This is a genomic window from Alteromonas sp. C1M14 (genome assembly GCF_018860965.1).
Taxonomy (GTDB): domain Bacteria; phylum Pseudomonadota; class Gammaproteobacteria; order Enterobacterales; family Alteromonadaceae; genus Alteromonas.
Genome location: NZ_JAHKQF010000008.1, coordinates 106,583 through 123,346, shown reverse-complemented (window position 1 = coordinate 123,346; position 16,764 = coordinate 106,583). Strand labels below are relative to the sequence as shown.

Genomic DNA, 16,764 nt, shown 5'->3' with positions numbered 1-16,764 from the left:
GCTACCTTGTAATCAATAGAATAAAAGGAGTGATGCCATGTACGAACTTGCGCATTTCAGTCTCAAAGACAAAGTGTCACCAGAAGAATGGCAGACTCGCATCGATCTCGCAGCCTGCTATCGGTTAGTGGATCACATGCGCTGGGGCGATCTTATCTATACCCATATTTCGGCCAAAGTACCAGGTACAGAGCATTATCTCGTTAATGCTTTCGGCCTTGGGTTTGATGAAGTACAAGCTTCAAACCTGGTAAAAGTGGATTTACATGGCAACATTCTTGATGGTTCACCTTATGAAATTAACCCCGCTGGATTTACCATTCATAGTGCTATTCACGAAGTACGTGAAGATGCCAAGTGCGTGGTTCACCTACATACTAAAGCCACCATTGCTGTGGCCTCAATGAAAGGCGGATTAAAACCCTGGAGTCAGTACTCTCTCTTTTCGTTGCCATCCCTTAGTTATCACGGCTATGAAGGGTTAGCGGTCAATGACAATGAACGCAAGCGGTTGCAAACCGATCTTGGTAACACCAATCATATGTTACTGCCCAATCACGGCGGCCTCACCGTAGGCCCCACAGTGGGTGATGCCTTCATGCGTTTTTATGATTTAGAACGGGCTTGCGATATTCAACTTGCACTTATGCAAGCAGGGGGTGAGGTCATGGAAATACCCGAACCCATCGTCAAAGGGATTTACGAACAAGCCAGTGTTGTACATTCAGGCACAACCGGCGGACAAAAAGCCTGGCCGGCCATGTTAAGAAAGGCCTATAAGCTGGATCCTAGCTTTTGCGAATAACCGGCGTTGTCGATTTCAAAGCCTCGACACGATAAAACAGATCAGGAATTAAAATGAAAATTACCAAAGTTGAAATTTTTGACACCGAATGCCCTAAGCGTCCCATGTGGAACCCGGTGTTTGTGCGCATATATACCGATGAAGGGATCACCGGCGTGGGTGAAGCCGGTCTTGCCTATGACCTAGGCCATAGTGCGGCAGCGCATATGATAAAAGAAATCGCCGAGGCCATGCTTATTGGCTGGAACCCCTTTAATACAGAGGGTTTGTGGGCGCGCATGCTACGTGAAAGCTTTTGGGGACTAGGCGGTGGACCGGTAATTTATTCTGCCATGAGCGCCATAGATACGGCCTTGTGGGATATCAGAGGAAAGGCCCTTAACCAACCGGTTTATATGCTCCTTGGCGGTAAAACTAATGGCAAACTTCGTGCTTACGCCAGCCAATTACAATTCGACTGGGATACTGAAATTACCAAGCTTAATGATCCTGCCGATTATGGGAAAGCCGCTGAAAAAGCAATGGCTGAAGGCTATACCGCGGTTAAAGTTGATCCTATCGTGTACGACAAAGACGGCGTTACCCACTATGATCGTACCAAGCTGTTCTCCCGCGCAGAAATGAAACTCTTTAAAGCCCGTTTGCAAGCCATACGCGATGCCATGGGCGACGAAGGCGACATCATTTTTGAATGCCATAGCTTACTTGGCGCTGCCACTGCCATCCAACTCGGTGACATAGTAGAAGAAATTGGCTGTTTATATTATGAAGAGCCGGTCAATTATCTTAATTCAAAAGTACACGACAAGGTGGCCAAGCGCGTTAACGTGCCCATTGCTGGCGGAGAGCGCTTATACAACCGATGGGGTGTGCGTCCTTACTTAGAAGATCAATCCATAGATGTTCTGCAACCCGATGTGGGTTTATGCGGTGGTTTCACTGAAACCAAAAAAGTGTGTGACTATGCAGATGTATACGATGTGCGCATTCAAGCCCATGTTTGTGGCGGCCCGGTAGCCACTGCGGCCAGCTTGCACCTAGAAACCGCTATTCCTAACTTCTTGATCCACGAGCATCATACCTATGCAACAAAAGACTGGAATCGCGAGCTATGCATCCAAGATCCCCAGCCAGTAAATGGCTACATTGAAGCGCCAGATACACCGGGAATTGGTATCGATTTAAATGACGATATTATTTACCGTTCACCCCATATGACCATTACGGCATTAAAATAAACGGCCAGCAGGCTGGGCTTGATAAGCCTAGCCTGGTATGTCGTACCAGTGCCGTGCATTGTTACATGCCACGGCTTCAACATCATCAATAGCAACAATAGAGACCATGGTCTGCCAAAAATTCTCATAACTGGCGTGCCACAAACAAAGTGGAAAATTACTGCCTAGCATCACTCGCTGCCGCCCAAACACATTAAAGATATGATGCATCACCGGGCGAATCACCTTTGTTTTCCACTGCCGTTCCTGCATTTCCCACCCAGATAACTTAATGGCCACATTGGAATATTGGGCTAATTCAGCCAGGTTATTTTGCCAATGGTTGGGGCTTAACGTGTCACTAAAAGGAAAGCCTGCATGATTAATAATAAACGGCAAAGCAGGAAACTGGCGAATGATCTTAACCAATGCATTAACCCCTTTACTATCTGATAAAGGAAGCTGTACATCAAAGCGCAGGTTGGCGTCTTGTAACAGGCCGAAATGTTGCGCCGCTAGTGGATGAGTAAGAATCGAAACGGCGTCCTCATCTAAGATATGCCTTACCCCGGTAACCTTTGTTCGTTGCAGCAACTTAGCCAACGTGTGCTCGCCCTGAACATCGGTTAAGTCCCACCCTGCCACTGCCGCAAAAGGGCGATGGCAATGCTGGGCCAACCAGTCGATCTCTCGCCAAGGTTGGGCATTATCAAACCCGGCTTCAATATGCACAAACCCCGCTAGGGACAGGGTATCACCCAACCGTAAATCGGCTTCTGACACCGGCCGAGCCAACTCGGTTTTGTCCGGCCAATGAGGCGGGTTGTGGGGTTTTAACCAGTGATAATCCCCTGTATCGAGGGCAAAAAAATGCACATGGCTATCGATAATGTCTATCACTGGGCTGTGTAGCCTCCATCAATACTGTGTAGGCTACCCGTTATAAAAGCGGCTTTATCGCTGGCTAAAAAGTAGGTAAGCTCGGCGACTTCTTCTGGCTGTCCCAACCGTCCAAGTGGCTGTGCTGCCGCTTCTTCTTGGTGCACTTGGGCCTTATCTGCGCCGCTTTTATCCACGTAAGTGTCAATGGCTTGATGATATAACGGCGTTTCAATGGTGCCAGGACAAACCGCATTTGCCCGTATATTGAATGAGGCGTAATCCAATGCTGTGGTTTTTGCCATGGATGCCAGGGCAGCCTTAGTTAAATTATAAGCAAAGGAATTGCGTTTACCCACCAAAGCCTGATCTGAGGCCATAAAGACAATGGCGCCGCAATTGGCCAATTTCATCACCGGCAATACCGCCCTAACGACGGCGTATGCGCCCTTTACATTAAGCGCAAAGATGTCATCGAATAGTTCAGGTGACGTTTCTTCGATGTTGGCTGACACATGCCGTCCGGCATTACTAATCAGCACATCAATTTGTTGAGTATCAGTGGCAAGCGCCGCAATAACACCGTTCACTTCATCAATATTGGTCACATCACAGGGTAACCACTTGCTATTTTTAACTGGTGTCTCGAAATCGCGAATATCCAGGTTAAAAACCCGATACCCCTCGGCAACAAACTTTTTAACCACCGCTAAGCCAATACCTAGACTTCCGCCGGTCACCACGCAAACAGGTGAATTATCGTTCATGTTAAGCCTCACTTGTATTTTCACTTCGCTAGCAATTACGCCTAAGCATGCCTGTTGACAGTAAAAAAGTAAAAAGCCAATTTCCCCCTACTCCCTGGCATTAATTTGTGTATATAATGTTAAAATTCAAACAATCGTTTAAATTGGAGTATTTCATGCCCGAATACCGAGCTCCCCTTGAGGATTTCACCTTTCTTCTGCAAGACTGGTTATCGGTGGATAAGCATTATCATCAACTCGACTTGCAGGGTTTTGATGGCGAGCTAGCCCAGGAGGTTGTCTCTGCTGGAGCGAAGTTTGCTCAAGATGTAGTGGCTCCGTTGAATCAACCTGGGGATGAAATTGGTTGTAGTCTGCAGGAGGGAAAGGTTAAGACCCCACCTGGATTTGCTCAAGCGTACCAAGAATATGTGGCCAACGGGTGGAACGCCATGCTTGGTCCAGAGGAATATGACGGTCAAGGGTTGCCTTATACCATGGCGGTTCCCGTTCATGAAATGCTCAACTCGGCTAACTTAAGTTGGCGTCTGACCACCATGCTAACCGAAAGTGCCGTATTAGCGGTAAACCGCCATGCAAGTGAATGGCTAAAAGAGACGTATCTTCCCAAGCTTGTTAGTGGTGAATGGACCGGCACCATGAATCTGACCGAGCCTCAAGCAGGCACCGACCTCGCGCTTCTGTCAACAAAAGCAATACCTAAAGATGATGGTAGTTATGCCATAACAGGCAGCAAGATTTTTATAACCGGCGGCGATCATGACTGGACATCGAACATCGTTCATATGGTGCTTGCCCGACTGCCTGATGCACCAGCAGGGGTAAAAGGTATTAGTCTGTTTTTAGTACCTAAATATTTACTTGATGCGCATGGCCAACCCGGCCCACACAACGCCGTGTCTGTGGGCAGCATTGAACACAAAATGGGGATCAAAGCCAGTCCCACCTGTGTGATGAATTTTGACGATGCCACAGGGTGGCTGATTGGCGAGGAAAATCAGGGATTATCTTGCATGTTTACCATGATGAACGATGCGAGATTTCAGGTGGGCATACAAGGCTTAGGGGCTGCGCAAGCTTCGTTCCAAGGCGCGTTGGATTACGCCCAAGAGCGCTTGCAAAGTCGTGCACCACAAGGTCCGGCTAAGCCCGACGCTAAAGCTGACCCCATCGTTTACCAGCCAGATGTCGCTCGCATGCTGCTCACCCAACAATCGCTCACTGAAGGATGTCGCGCTTTAAGTTTACTGTATGCCAAACATATGGATATTGCCCATTTTGGTAGCGATAAAGACAAGCACCAATCACAACAGGTGGTGGAATTTCTTACCCCTGTGTGCAAAGCTTTTTTCACTGATATGGGGCTAGAAACCACCAGCTTAGGTATCCAAGTGTTTGGTGGTCACGGGTATATTCGTGAATGGGGAATGGAGCAACTGATGCGGGATGTTCGCATTACCCAGCTTTATGAAGGCACCAACGGCATACAAGCGACAGATTTGATCGGCCGAAAACTGGTGCGGGATCAAGGCGAAAAACTAAATACTACCTTTGCGGTATTCTCTGACCTAGTGACAGCCATTGAGGATCCCACAGCCCAAGCTTCGGCTCAAACAGTGTTGCAAAACTGGCATAGAACGTCTTTGGCTTGTTTAGATATGCCATCCGCTGAATTGGCAGGTGCCGCTTACGATTATCTTGCTTACACCGCCTATTCATTGCTGAGTGTGTGCTGGTCGAGCATGGCTGACGTGGCCGCCCGTTCAGACAATAAAGCCTTGTCTACAAGCAAGCACCAGTGCGCTCATTTTTTCAACACCCGAATACTGCCTCGTGCTGAGGCACACTTAACGGCGATGAAATGTGATTTACCCACCCCACAGGCATATACCGCCAACGAGTAACCACAAACAACCTTAAAACAATAAAAAAAGGCGCTTTAAAAGCGCCTTTTTTACTGTTTTATTTTTAATGGTATTGGTTTTTTACCACCACTTACCGACTGAACAAAGACAGTGTGCTTGTTGTGGTGGTATCGTCACCATCACTGGTTGCACAATCTTCACGGGTACACAAGGTACGCATCACCGCAATATCGCTACTGCTAATGCTATTGTCACCGTTCAAATCAAACGACATATCAATATCTTCTCTTGCAAATAAGGCAAGCAAGAAAGCACGAATATCGTCGTTATCCACATCACCGTCGCCATCCCAGTCACCGGTTAAGGTGCCACTTTCCGATACCAGCATGTAGGTAGCAATTACCGGATCATGGTCTGAGGCACGATATAGCAGTTCGTTAAGGAAGGTCTCGTCTTTATATTCTTCGTTGTAATCGAAGATTTCAGGCTCATCACTGTTGATGTGCCATTCGGTGACATCCACTAACCAAGCTAAGGCGGTATCGTTAACAAACTGATAATCCAAGGTGCCCGCGAGTCCATCAAAGCTATAACTATAAGCTTGTGAACCAAAGATTTGCGCCACGGTATTCACATACCCTTCACCGGTTAATACCTGTACCGGATCTTCTTGGGCATAAGCATTGTAGTCACCCAGCATGATGGTAGCGGTATCGCCAAAGGTCTCTTGCAACCAAGCCGCAAGTCCGGTTGCTGCGCGAGTCCGTGTCAGATTACAGTTACCTTGCTCGACGCTATCATCGCCTTCACCACAGCTACTGCCTTTAGATTTTAAGTGATTCACATCCACCGCAAAATTTTCACCGGATTCATTATGGGTAAACAGCTGTGCCAATGACGGACGGTTTCCGTAATCATCGAACAAGGCGCCCTCGTCATCCACAATACTATTGGCAGACGTCAGCACTTCAGGTGACCCCACAGGGGTAACGCTACCTGGGCGATAAATAATACCGGAGGTAATTGCATCCGTACCCAGTTGCTCTACGCCTGCATCCACATATGCATAGGTGTTAGCACCCATGGTCGTGTTTAACGCATCGACCAACTGTGCCAGGGTGCTATTACTATCAAAACCATCGTTTTCCAGTTCTAGCAAGCCCACTACATCGGCATCAATGGCAACCAACGCCTTAACAATTTTAGTTAATTGACGTTGATACTCTTCATAGGTAGTGGCACCACGTTCGGTGGGGAAACCTTCCCCTAGGCCATCACCATTAAACAGATTTAACACGTTGAAGCTCGCTACTTTCAGATTACCATCAGAAAGCTCGGGCGCTTCAGTACGTGGGTTATCCGCCACCAAGGTAGGCGTAGATATCGGACGTATGCGATAAGCAGAGTAACCATAATCCATCACCCCAGTAACCGCGGTGATAAGATCCCCTGAACGAATGGTGTTGGAAGGAGAAAACCCTTCTACTGGCAACATCCACGATTCAGCATAGCCATCGGCATTGTCATCAATAATGAGTAAATCTAACCCATTACTTTGTGCTAACGCAGCGCCTTCGGTGGAACCTGGCGCATACAACTGGGTTGGTGTGAACAAGCGCTCGGTAGATACCCAAATTTCGCCAAAATCGCTGTAAGCATAAACGTTACTGATAACCCAGTTTTGACTACTGGTTACCAACATGCCTTCGTATTTTTCAAACTCGTCAGCATCACTCATCGGCAGAGCAATCAGAGTAGGCGCTACACTTCCCGAACCACACACAAGCACTTCAGATGTGGCCGATATCGTAGTACGTCCAAATTCTTCGCTGATATTACCAGCAAGCCGAACGAGATCGCCTTCGCTAACAGAATCAAGTAGATCAGAGCCAGCTACAAACACCCCTTCAGAAGTTAATGGGTCGCCATCTTCATCGGCCCCTTCTTCCTGCACCCAGAATCCATCAAGATCAGGGGTGACGTGGGTAACAATGGCTTCAATAGCCACTTCCAGACCGCTTATGGGAGAAGCACTACCTGAACCTTGAATCGTGCTGATCAAGGTGGCATTTTCGCCGCAGAAACCTAAATCCACGGTTTCAGTTTCATCACGAAGGTAGCTACCTAAGTAATCGAACGTATTGCTGGCATAGCCATCCCACTCTAAGCTTGGATCAAAGGTATCATCGGCATTTTCATCACCCCCGGTAATGGTGGCTTTGCGCACCAGTGTGGCATTTTGCGTACTGACACCTTCACTGGTCCAGGCAGAGCCCGGATCAACGCCTATCTGTCCGATACTATCCACCACGGTACCGTCATTGCGTAACAATACCGTATCGTCACCGTTGAACGCCAAGCTGCCAGATAGCAAGTCGGCTTCTACCTGCACCTCTGTATCAGCACTGCTATGGGCAATCACGTACACATCGCCTGCGGCCAATGTACCTGACAGAGCAATGGTTTGTCCGGCGGTCACGCTTCCATTAAAGAAAATCTGTACATCGTAGTCACTCAGGTCAACCTCGGTTAGCCCTAAGTTAACGATTTCCACGGCTTTGTTATTGCCAGATCCTTCAATGTATTCAGAGAAAAACAACTCTGTGGCTGGCGGAATATAAGTCGCTAACGGAATAGGTGTTGCTGCGGTAGTGTTATCAGACTCACCATCCAGTGCATTGGTGCCAGCGACATTCCACTGACCAATATCAAAGGTTGCAGACGGCCCACCGGTTACGCGATAAGCCCAGCTATCGAGGTAATCCCAAGCTTCGCCAGTACCATCGGTGTTGATATCACCGTATAAGTCTACCACCTCGTCATCACAGAAGACTTCGATAGCATCATCACCATTAATGGACATGCTGCTAGCTACGTAATCGGGAGCAAAGCCAAAGAAGGCCATAAAGCCATCGGTATCGCTAGCGATATACAAAAAGTCGCCGGCGGAGGCTGAATCAGATGGGAAGGTGAATTCCTCGCCATCAGAACCACCACCATTGTTGGCACTACCCACGCCGCAAACACTGAGATCGTCAATATCTCGGGTGACATATAACTCAATGCCTTTGGGAACACCGCCACTTAGAGGGCCATCAAACACGCCGGTAAGCATAATTGCGGGCGTGCCCGTTGCCTCAGGAATAGGATCGACTTCTTCTTCTTCCTCTTCACTTGTATCACCACAGGTGTCTTGTGAATAGAACAAGCTTACCCATTCAGGGTGATCAACAAAGGGGTTGCGGTTTCCCTGATATTCATAGATAGCATTTTGTCGACGAATTTCAGTTTCATCAACAGGGTCGGCATCACTCCATGAAAGCAGTGTGCACAACATGCCTAATTCGGGCTCTCCGGTGGATGTGATTTCATTAACGAGGGCTAAATCTGGAGTGCTGTCGCTTCCGGCCCCTTCATAACGCACATCCATGTACATCATCATACGCGCCACATCCCCTTTCACCGCATCGCGAGGTTCAAAGGAATCGCCATCTACCCGGTTTTCTGGCGCTTCAGCTAACGGGCTATCACTGTCATCAAAATCGAGATTACCACGGCTACTGTTCACCGTAATATCGGCAGGCCGTAGATGCTGAATATCCGTGTAGGCTTCATAACCACTGCTATCAAAGCCGTGACTTTTTGGCCAACTGTGTTCACGATTCCAGTAATCAGGTTGGCTAGAATCAGCACCAGAGCCATTGTTGGCTTTGGGAATGGAGTTACCCGAGTAAATCAACACGATATTGTTATTGTTGTCAGGATCTTCGTCGGTTTCGGTCAATGCGGTCCATACCTGGGTGTAGGTTAGTACCCGTTGCCCTGAAATAGTGTCGCTTAATACTTGGCGGATCACCGCTTCACTGGCCCCAGCATCGATTTCGGCTTGTACCGCGGCATAATAAATAGAGGCATCAAAGGTACTGGCATCAGCCACTTTGTCTAACTCTGGGCAATTGGTACACACTCCATCGAGGGGGTCATCATCACCACCCTCATCGCCGCCACCATCGCCGCCACCATCGCCGCCATCGTCACCACTGTCGTCCACATTGTGGCTGCCGAGTCCGGTATAATCATCTTGCGGCAAACCTGTCCATTCACTGGTGGTATAAGCGTCAAAAATATTTGTATCACCGCTTACCACCGTGGCTAGGCGCACCAAGGTATCGTTGGCAGTGGTTATGCTTCCGCTGCCCCAAGAGGAGCCGGGATCAACGCCAACCTGTCCAATACTGTCGAGGACAACGCCGGTGTCGTCGGTCAGTACAATGGCATCGTCACCATTAAAAAAACTCTGGGACGAGGTCATATCTGCGAGCGCCAATAGCGCCGAACTCGCATTATCATCGGCGATTACCAGCGTGTCTTTTGCGGCCAATGTGCCAGACAAACCAATGTTAGCAGCCGCAGCCTCGTTGCCATTGAAATAGAAAGATAAGGTATAACTGTCGAGGGTAACCGGCAGTTCCGTGGGGTTATAGATCTCTATTGCTTTGTTGTTACTGCTTCCTTCAACGTACTGACTGATAAGTAATTCGCTGCCAATGGCAGACACAGACATACCGAGTGCGAGTGGAAACAGGATGAGTGATTTCATTATTATGCTCCTGCTTATTATTAGTAACTGTCCCAAAGTGCAGTTTAAGAGTATAAAGAATTTACTACAAAGAAATGACAACTTTTTGACCGATCGTGCCACTTTTTTGACCAGATGGTCTGTAGGTCAGGCGCAGTAAGGGATGCACAAATGATAAGCAAGAGGGAATGCCCCTCAAACACAAAGAAAATCCATCAATGGACGAATAAAAAAGCAATATTGCCGTATTTAACGAAGAAGATTATGCAAGGAATATGGCGTTTTATCACACCGAAAACGCCATAAAAAAGAGAAGATATTAGAGATTTTTAACCGTTACATCGGCCATTTCGTCACGAAACCAGTCTTTAATCATGGCTTTTTCGTAAGCCAAGTTATCACTTTGTGCGACCAGACGTGAATTTTCTAAAAAGCCCATGTCTTTGAGGTTTACATTAGCACTTTTTATTTCGTTGCCCGCGCCATCTTTCAACGTATAGCTAAATACAATTCGGGGAATATCCACCCGTTTGATAATGCGCACATCCGACCCCATGCCATTACCAAAAACAAAACTGCTTGGCCAAACTTGGCCAGCGAGATCAAGATCCGTTACCGTAATAACCAAGGTTTGCTCCTCAGGGAGCTTTTCAGCTAATTTAGCAAAATACTCATCAAGGGTTTTGAATGTACGTTCTTTAAAGCGGGCCCGATTTTCGTTTGCTGCGCGAACGTCAGTGTAGTCATCCGGCGCTTGCCACGTTACCTCGGCAGTTGCAGAATAAGCATTAGCTGATACAGCGAGGGCAGCCACAAAAAAGCACAATGCGCTGTTTTTCACTAGTTTGACCATGCTATAAGTCTCCTCACAAATTCATCACAACCACCGGTTTTTATGCGCATGTAGTGTATGCACATGAATACCGGCGAACCTATAGGGTTAGAGCCAATATAAAACGGGCAGTTCCCGCTATTTAACCTAATTAAACTTTATCTTGGCGCGGATGAACCGAAGCTGAACCAATGTAAAAATGGCTAATGATTGGCTGCGAGTAAGTGAGTACTGTCAATGGCACTGCAAAATTGAGCCAGCTCTGCGCCATGAATAAACGGATTGATGTTATCGGTAATACAAAAGGTCTGGTGAAACGAGGCGATTTTGGCACGACTGCTGAGTATATCGTCAATATACTCTTGTTGAAACGGCCTAAGCTTTTCACGCTGTGACGCAGTGAGCCGCTCTAAAACAGACAATTCTCTTTTTTCTTGCCAGGTGGCAATACTTTCGTACCACTGTGCCACTTCCTCATGAACATCTTCAAAAAGGTATTGGACAAAAGGGAGTCTAAGCACTGTAATCAGTGCTGCAATTTCAAATAAAACCACGATACTGCGCCACATAATTTCTGCTTCCTCTACGTCATTTATGCGCCATATTTTTATGTTTTGGGCTAGGCGGAATACTTATAGCAGCGTACTGTACTCAGTGAATTGGGAAAAAAATAGATTATTTTTCATACTTATTTATTAAGTTTTATAAGCCAGAGTAGTATTACGTCTATCTGTTGATTGATCTATATTAATACGACTGACACATCTGTTGTTATACTGCCCGCTAAAATTACTCCTGTGCCAGTTAAGGTTTTTCATGAGCGAACACATTCAGGTTAAAGACGTTACGCCGGTAAAAGTGCATAAGCCCGCTGGCGGTAGCGGCAAACAACGCCAATCGGCTCGTAGCCAGATCTATGTTCGGGCCGTAAAAGGGCCTATTGAGAACTTTCGACGCTTTTTTGGTTTCATTTTTCTTGCCGTATTTGCCGTCTTTCCGTGGATACAATATGACGGTCATCAAGCCATTTTGCTGGATATCATGGAGCAGAGGTTCACTATTTTTGGGTTAACATTGTGGCCCCAGGATCTCACCCTTTTAGCTTATATTTTTATTGTTGGCGCCTTTGCTTTATTTTTTATTACCACCTTTGCCGGTAGGGTTTGGTGCGGTTTTATGTGCCCCCAAACTACCTGGGTATACATGTATATCTGGTGCGAAGAAAAAATCGAAGGCCCCCGGAACAAGCGTATAAAGCTTGATGAACGCCCCATGGATGGGGATAAATTCATCCGCAAAACCCTTAAGCACCTCGCCTGGCTTGCCATTGCGCTACTTACTTCACTCACTTTTGTGGGCTACTTCACCCCCATTGGCGCACTTTTTATTGATTTTTTCACGTTTAATGCCGGTTTTTGGGCGGTTTTTTCTATTCTCTTTTTTACTTTTTGCACCTACGGCAATGCTGGCTGGATGCGAGAAATCATGTGTACCCACATGTGTCCTTATGCCCGCTTTCAATCTGCCATGTTCGACAAAGACACCTTTACTGTTTCTTACGATTTTAATCGTGGCGAAAAACGGGGCCCTCGGCCAAGAAAGCTCAGTCATGATGCCTTGGCCGAGAAAAACTTAGGTGACTGCATCGATTGCCAGCTGTGCGTTCAGGTCTGCCCCACCGGTATTGATATTCGTAATGGATTACAATACGAATGCATAAATTGTGGTGCCTGTGTGGATGCCTGCAACGGGGTGATGGAAAAAATGAATTATCCCAAAAACCTCATTCGCTTTACTTCAGAAGAACGTTTATCTGGCGGCACAACCCATATTGTAAGGCCAAAACTGGTGGGCTACTTTATTGTGCTGTTGTTAATGATTGGTTTTTTAGTGGCTGATATTGTGACTCGAGTGCCCCTTGCGGTGGATTTGATCCGTGACCGCAATTCGCTTTACCGAGAGAACGGACGGGGTAACGTGGAAAATGTCTATACCATTAAGATCTTGAACAAATCTCAGGATCGCCACACCTACAACATCGAAATAGAAGGGTTAGCGAGTTACAACATTTTGGGTGAAACAGAAGTGACTGTGGGTGGCGGAGAAGTCTTCAGTATGCCACTATCTGTGGAAACCTCACCCAAAAACCTCAGCGAGGCGGTAACCGAGATCTCTTTTCGGGTAAGTACCACTGACGCCGAGGGTAATGTTGTGGAAGTCAATGAACCAACTAAATACCTCTACCGAGACTAACCAAGCAACGGATTTTGCTTTTTCCGGGCTCAGTCCGGATACCGTGTTAGATGCCTTGGAAAGCTGCCGGATTTATCCTGAATCCGGTTTGCTGGCACTTAATAGTTACGAAAATCGGGTCTATCAATTCAAAGCCGAAGATGGACAGCGATTGGTGGTCAAATTTTATCGTCCTCACCGCTGGAGTGACGAACAAATTTTAGAAGAACACGATTTCGCCCAGGAATTAGCCGCCGCGGACATCCCCATGGTTGCGCCTTTAGCCATAGAGGGAAAAACCCTTCACCATGCCTGTGGATTTCGTTTTGCGGTATTTCCATCGGTGGGTGGACGCCAGTTTGAAGTAGACAACATCGACCAATTAGAGTGGATGGGACGGTTTATTGGTCGCATCCATCGCGTTGCCCAAAGCAAACCCTTTGCCAGTCGCCCTCAATTGGATCCTAAGAGCTTTTTAGAAAAGCCTCGCGAGATACTCACATCTAGCACACTGCTGCCAAGCCACCTGCAAACGGCATTTTTTGCTATTCTTGACCCCTTAATTGCGGAAACCCAATCCCGTTACAAAGCAACGTCGCTAATACGCCTTCATGGAGATTGCCATCCAGGCAACATCTTGTGGCGAGATGGCCCCATGTTTGTGGATTTAGATGATTGCAGAATGGGGCCGGCCATGCAGGATCTTTGGATGATGCTTTGTGGAGATCGCCAGCAACAGTTACTGCAATTAGATGTGCTGATTGAAGCCTACGAAGAGTTTCATCACTTTGATAATAGCCAATTTAGTTTAATCGAGCCCCTTCGCGCCATGCGCATGGTGCACTATATGTCATGGCTGTCTCAGCGCTGGCAAGACCCGGCCTTTCCTCGAGCCTTTCCTTGGTTTGCCGAAGACAAATATTGGGAAGGACAAATTCTCGCACTAAAGGAGCAAATGGCCGCCCTGTATGAGCCGCCGCTAAAATTAGGCTTTTGAGGGGAATGGTTAACAAAAACAAGGGTGCGATTATCTTGCAATGGCTGCGATTTATCCCGTTGACTAGTGCTATTTGCCCCTCTGTGTTACTCTTTTTTTTGCTTTTAAAAACGTATGACGGAAGTTCGAACAATGAAAAAAATTGCATTATTTCTTTTAACGGCGTTGCTCATCCCTTTGCAGGCCTGTGCTGATGACGTTAAATGGAAAGAAGGTACACACTATACCGTGCTCGATAAGCCCGAGACAAAAACCCCAGAAGTATATGAATTTGTTTCTTTTTGGTGTGGTCACTGCTACCGGTTCGAACCGTTGGTTGCTGAAATCAAAAAGTCATTACCAGAAGGGACTAAGTTTACCAAAATCCATGTTAACTTCATGGGTGGCGCTTCCACTGAAACCCAAGATGCTGCCACACGGGCCATGATGATTGGCCGGGCAATGAAGCAAGAAGATAAGCTCAACACCGCTATTTTTAAGTATATCCACGAACAACGGGCACCGGTTAACAGTTTAGCCGATCTTAAAAACCTGTATGTGGTGAATGATGTAGATCCTGCTGAATTTGATAAATTAGCCGCCAGCTTTGGTGTTAACAGCATGGTGAAGAAAAATAACAAAATGCTGGAAGATTACCGTAGTGCAGTACATGGTACGCCAACATTTATTATCAATGGTCGTTATCAAGCAACCTTTACCCGCGACATGTCTATGGATGATGTTAAAGATCTCATCGTCTGGTTAACGAAACAATAAGTTTGCCCCAATGACAAAAAACGCGCCTTGATGGCGCGTTTTTTATTGGTTTTGACTAACTTGATGCAATCGCTGCCAATCCTCTTTATTGTTCACATTCATGAAGGTAGTGCTAGGAAACCTATCCATGGAAACCGGCAAGGCAGCAAATAAAGACAACAAAAAACGCACCGACAAGGATTGTTCTTTTGCGCATACCCGCTTTATTTTGGCTAAGGCTCCCACCTCGCTAATAAGCACCAAGGGCAGTAAATATTTTTCAGCATAGACACTGCGCTGGCGCCCCTCACTGGCACAAAGTAAGGTTTTTATCGCCATCGATGCACACAAAGGCATATCCACCGGCATGATCACAATACGGGTAGGCTGATTACTATGAAGCTTTTCTATGGCGGACAATATGCCCCAGGCGGGACCAGCAAGGGGCTTCTCATCAATGATATCGGCCCCCGCTTTGCCCACACTGTACACAGTGTCGCATTCACGAGCTAAGGTACGGCGGGCCCGAGACAACAAGGTCTCGCCATCAAAGATAAGGGAAGATTTATCTTCCCCCATACGAGATGACGCCCCACCACAAAGTACAAACCCCACCGTATGCATTAGAATTTAGTGCCTATCCAAACCCATAACTTGTCAGTATCTACATTGATATCACCGGCAGAATAGCTAGCGTACTTCACACCGAGAGAAAAGTGTTCTGCCACCTTAGTCACATATTGCGCATTAAATTCACTACCTAAGTCACTGATTTCAGCACTGGCCTTGTCAGCCTCAAAATCATGGTAGGCCAAGGTCCAAGCCCCGCCACCAAGCTTGCCGCTAAGTGAGAAGACTAGATCTTCCAAACCTTGGGCAGGCGTTGTAAGAAACTGATCTGTCCAACCGTTAAATTTATGCAGTGTGGCTAAGGGCGTGGCAAAGCCATACCCTCCATCGTCAGAGCCCAGCACTTCATAAGTGACCTTACCTGTGATGCCGGACACCACGGCGCCTCCTTCCAATTTAAGGTAATCAGCATCATAACTGCTTTCACCACTGTCGCTGCTTTGGGTGGCATATTCGCCACTGTAGAGCCATTTTACGCTGTCTGTGGCCATGGAACCACTGTAGCTAATACCATAAGTATCTAACCCATTGTCGGTATCATTATCCACTTCGAGTAAATAGGCATAGGCAGTAAATTTACCTATCGATGAATTATAGGTTCCATTAAACAAATGATCTTTACTGTCTAAATCGCCATCCTCGGCAAAAATACGATTACGTTGGCCAATAAATCCGTAAAATACCGACCAATTCTCTTCACTGTATTTTGCCGTCACAGCATCAAAGGTTTGCCAATCCTGTCGCCATCCCACATGACCAACAAAGCGATGGCCATCTAAAGCAATGATTTGACGCCCTGCTTTAACCGTAAAGCCATCCTGCTTAAATTGCACAAACCCTTGGTGTAGCTCGGTGGTTTCAGGATCAGCAATCACCGAATACTCACCGCTTTTGTAATTCGCAGGAGGAACTGAGTAATCTCCCTGACCAAAGGCAATGCGAACGTCTTCTATCTCAGTGGTCAGTGAAAACCCATTGTAACTTCCGGTGGTAATGCCAACCAAGGTTCGCAACGTCAACGCATCGGCATCTTTTAGGGCGTTATCCTGATCCACCGATTCATAGCGCAAACGGAAATCCGCATGGGCCGTGGTTTCTTTCATCGCATCATACCAATCTGCTGCAGTGGCAGGAAATAAGACACCGGTAAGGGCAATGGCAATAACAGTGCGTGGGTACATGGCTGCTCGTTTCATTATGTGTTCCTCTGTTTTTAAGACAGATCT

Annotated in this window: 13 protein-coding genes; 6 read left to right on the top strand and 7 right to left on the bottom strand. The window is 47.0% G+C overall.

What is annotated here, in order from left to right; genetic code table 11:
* The first annotated feature begins 37 nt into the window (after positions 1-37).
* Both KO501_RS05190 and KO501_RS05185 read left to right on the top strand, forming a co-directional pair.
* Positions 38-805, top strand: a complete 768-nt coding sequence (locus tag KO501_RS05190) for a class II aldolase/adducin family protein (RefSeq protein WP_216028587.1) — start codon at positions 38-40, stop codon at positions 803-805.
* A gap of 53 nt (positions 806-858) precedes the next feature.
* Positions 859-2,043 (top strand): mandelate racemase/muconate lactonizing enzyme family protein, encoded by a 1,185-nt coding sequence (locus tag KO501_RS05185; protein WP_216028586.1) that lies wholly within the window; start codon positions 859-861, stop codon positions 2,041-2,043.
* Positions 2,044-2,070: 27 nt separating this feature from the next.
* Here KO501_RS05185 and KO501_RS05180 read toward each other — a convergent pair whose 3' ends face one another.
* Together KO501_RS05180 and KO501_RS05175 are read right to left on the bottom strand one after the other, a co-directional pair.
* A complete protein-coding gene (locus KO501_RS05180) occupies positions 2,071-2,922 on the bottom strand; it encodes an amidohydrolase family protein (protein WP_216028585.1) in 852 nt (283 codons plus the stop codon).
* Complete coding sequence (locus KO501_RS05175; protein ID WP_216028584.1) at positions 2,919-3,668, bottom strand: SDR family oxidoreductase; 750 nt, start codon at positions 3,666-3,668, stop codon at positions 2,919-2,921. Before KO501_RS05175 ends, KO501_RS05180 begins: the two co-directional genes overlap by 4 nt.
* Before the next feature lie 155 nt (positions 3,669-3,823).
* Between KO501_RS05175 and KO501_RS05170 the strand changes: the two genes are divergently transcribed.
* Complete coding sequence (locus KO501_RS05170) at positions 3,824-5,572, top strand: acyl-CoA dehydrogenase family protein (RefSeq protein ID WP_216028583.1); 1,749 nt, start codon at positions 3,824-3,826, stop codon at positions 5,570-5,572.
* A gap of 91 nt (positions 5,573-5,663) precedes the next feature.
* On the opposite strand, the gene KO501_RS05165 is transcribed toward KO501_RS05170, so the two are convergent.
* The 3 genes from KO501_RS05165 to KO501_RS05155 form a co-directional block, all read right to left on the bottom strand.
* Entirely contained in the window at positions 5,664-10,133 is a 4,470-nt protein-coding gene (locus KO501_RS05165) for an ExeM/NucH family extracellular endonuclease (RefSeq protein ID WP_216028582.1), read from the bottom strand.
* A gap of 298 nt (positions 10,134-10,431) precedes the next feature.
* Positions 10,432-10,965, bottom strand: a complete 534-nt coding sequence (locus tag KO501_RS05160) for a DUF3016 domain-containing protein (protein ID WP_216028581.1) — start codon at positions 10,963-10,965, stop codon at positions 10,432-10,434.
* A gap of 182 nt (positions 10,966-11,147) precedes the next feature.
* Positions 11,148-11,513, bottom strand: a complete 366-nt coding sequence (locus tag KO501_RS05155; RefSeq protein WP_216028580.1) for a hypothetical protein — start codon at positions 11,511-11,513, stop codon at positions 11,148-11,150.
* Positions 11,514-11,760: 247 nt separating this feature from the next.
* On the opposite strand from KO501_RS05155, the gene ccoG reads away from it, so the two are divergent.
* The 3 genes from ccoG (at position 11,761) to KO501_RS05140 (ending at position 14,929) form a co-directional block, all read left to right on the top strand.
* Complete coding sequence (gene ccoG / locus KO501_RS05150; RefSeq protein WP_216028579.1) at positions 11,761-13,197, top strand: cytochrome c oxidase accessory protein CcoG; 1,437 nt, start codon at positions 11,761-11,763, stop codon at positions 13,195-13,197.
* A complete protein-coding gene (locus KO501_RS05145) occupies positions 13,166-14,173 on the top strand; it encodes a serine/threonine protein kinase (protein WP_216028578.1) in 1,008 nt (335 codons plus the stop codon). The genes ccoG and KO501_RS05145 overlap by 32 nt, the downstream gene beginning before the upstream one ends.
* A gap of 132 nt (positions 14,174-14,305) precedes the next feature.
* Positions 14,306-14,929 (top strand): thiol:disulfide interchange protein DsbA/DsbL, encoded by a 624-nt coding sequence (locus KO501_RS05140; protein ID WP_216028577.1) that lies wholly within the window; start codon positions 14,306-14,308, stop codon positions 14,927-14,929.
* 42 nt (positions 14,930-14,971) lie between these two features.
* Here KO501_RS05140 and KO501_RS05135 read toward each other — a convergent pair whose 3' ends face one another.
* Both KO501_RS05135 and KO501_RS05130 read right to left on the bottom strand, forming a co-directional pair.
* Positions 14,972-15,532, bottom strand: coding sequence for a molybdenum cofactor guanylyltransferase (locus KO501_RS05135; protein ID WP_216028576.1), 561 nt, complete (start codon positions 15,530-15,532; stop codon positions 14,972-14,974).
* Entirely contained in the window at positions 15,532-16,719 is a 1,188-nt protein-coding gene (locus KO501_RS05130) for an alginate export family protein (protein ID WP_252728204.1), read from the bottom strand. Before KO501_RS05130 ends, KO501_RS05135 begins: the two co-directional genes overlap by 1 nt.
* Positions 16,720-16,764 lie beyond the last annotated feature (45 nt).

Excerpts from the sequence above, each read along its gene's own strand:
- KO501_RS05140 (WP_216028577.1), top strand. The coding sequence starts at position 14,306 with ATGAAAAAAATTGCATTATTTCTTTTAACGGCGTTGCTCATCCCTTTG.
- KO501_RS05155 (WP_216028580.1), bottom strand. The coding sequence starts at position 11,513 with ATGTGGCGCAGTATCGTGGTTTTATTTGAAATTGCAGCACTGATTACA.
- KO501_RS05145 (WP_216028578.1), top strand. The coding sequence starts at position 13,166 with ATGAACCAACTAAATACCTCTACCGAGACTAACCAAGCAACGGATTTT.
- KO501_RS05190 (WP_216028587.1), top strand. The coding sequence starts at position 38 with ATGTACGAACTTGCGCATTTCAGTCTCAAAGACAAAGTGTCACCAGAA.
- KO501_RS05175 (WP_216028584.1), bottom strand. The coding sequence starts at position 3,668 with ATGAACGATAATTCACCTGTTTGCGTGGTGACCGGCGGAAGTCTAGGT.
- KO501_RS05130 (WP_252728204.1), bottom strand. The coding sequence starts at position 16,719 with ATGTACCCACGCACTGTTATTGCCATTGCCCTTACCGGTGTCTTATTT.
- KO501_RS05165 (WP_216028582.1), bottom strand. The coding sequence starts at position 10,133 with ATGAAATCACTCATCCTGTTTCCACTCGCACTCGGTATGTCTGTGTCT.
- KO501_RS05185 (WP_216028586.1), top strand. The coding sequence starts at position 859 with ATGAAAATTACCAAAGTTGAAATTTTTGACACCGAATGCCCTAAGCGT.
- KO501_RS05170 (WP_216028583.1), top strand. The coding sequence starts at position 3,824 with ATGCCCGAATACCGAGCTCCCCTTGAGGATTTCACCTTTCTTCTGCAA.
- KO501_RS05160 (WP_216028581.1), bottom strand. The coding sequence starts at position 10,965 with ATGGTCAAACTAGTGAAAAACAGCGCATTGTGCTTTTTTGTGGCTGCC.
- KO501_RS05135 (WP_216028576.1), bottom strand. The coding sequence starts at position 15,532 with ATGCATACGGTGGGGTTTGTACTTTGTGGTGGGGCGTCATCTCGTATG.
- ccoG (WP_216028579.1), top strand. The coding sequence starts at position 11,761 with ATGAGCGAACACATTCAGGTTAAAGACGTTACGCCGGTAAAAGTGCAT.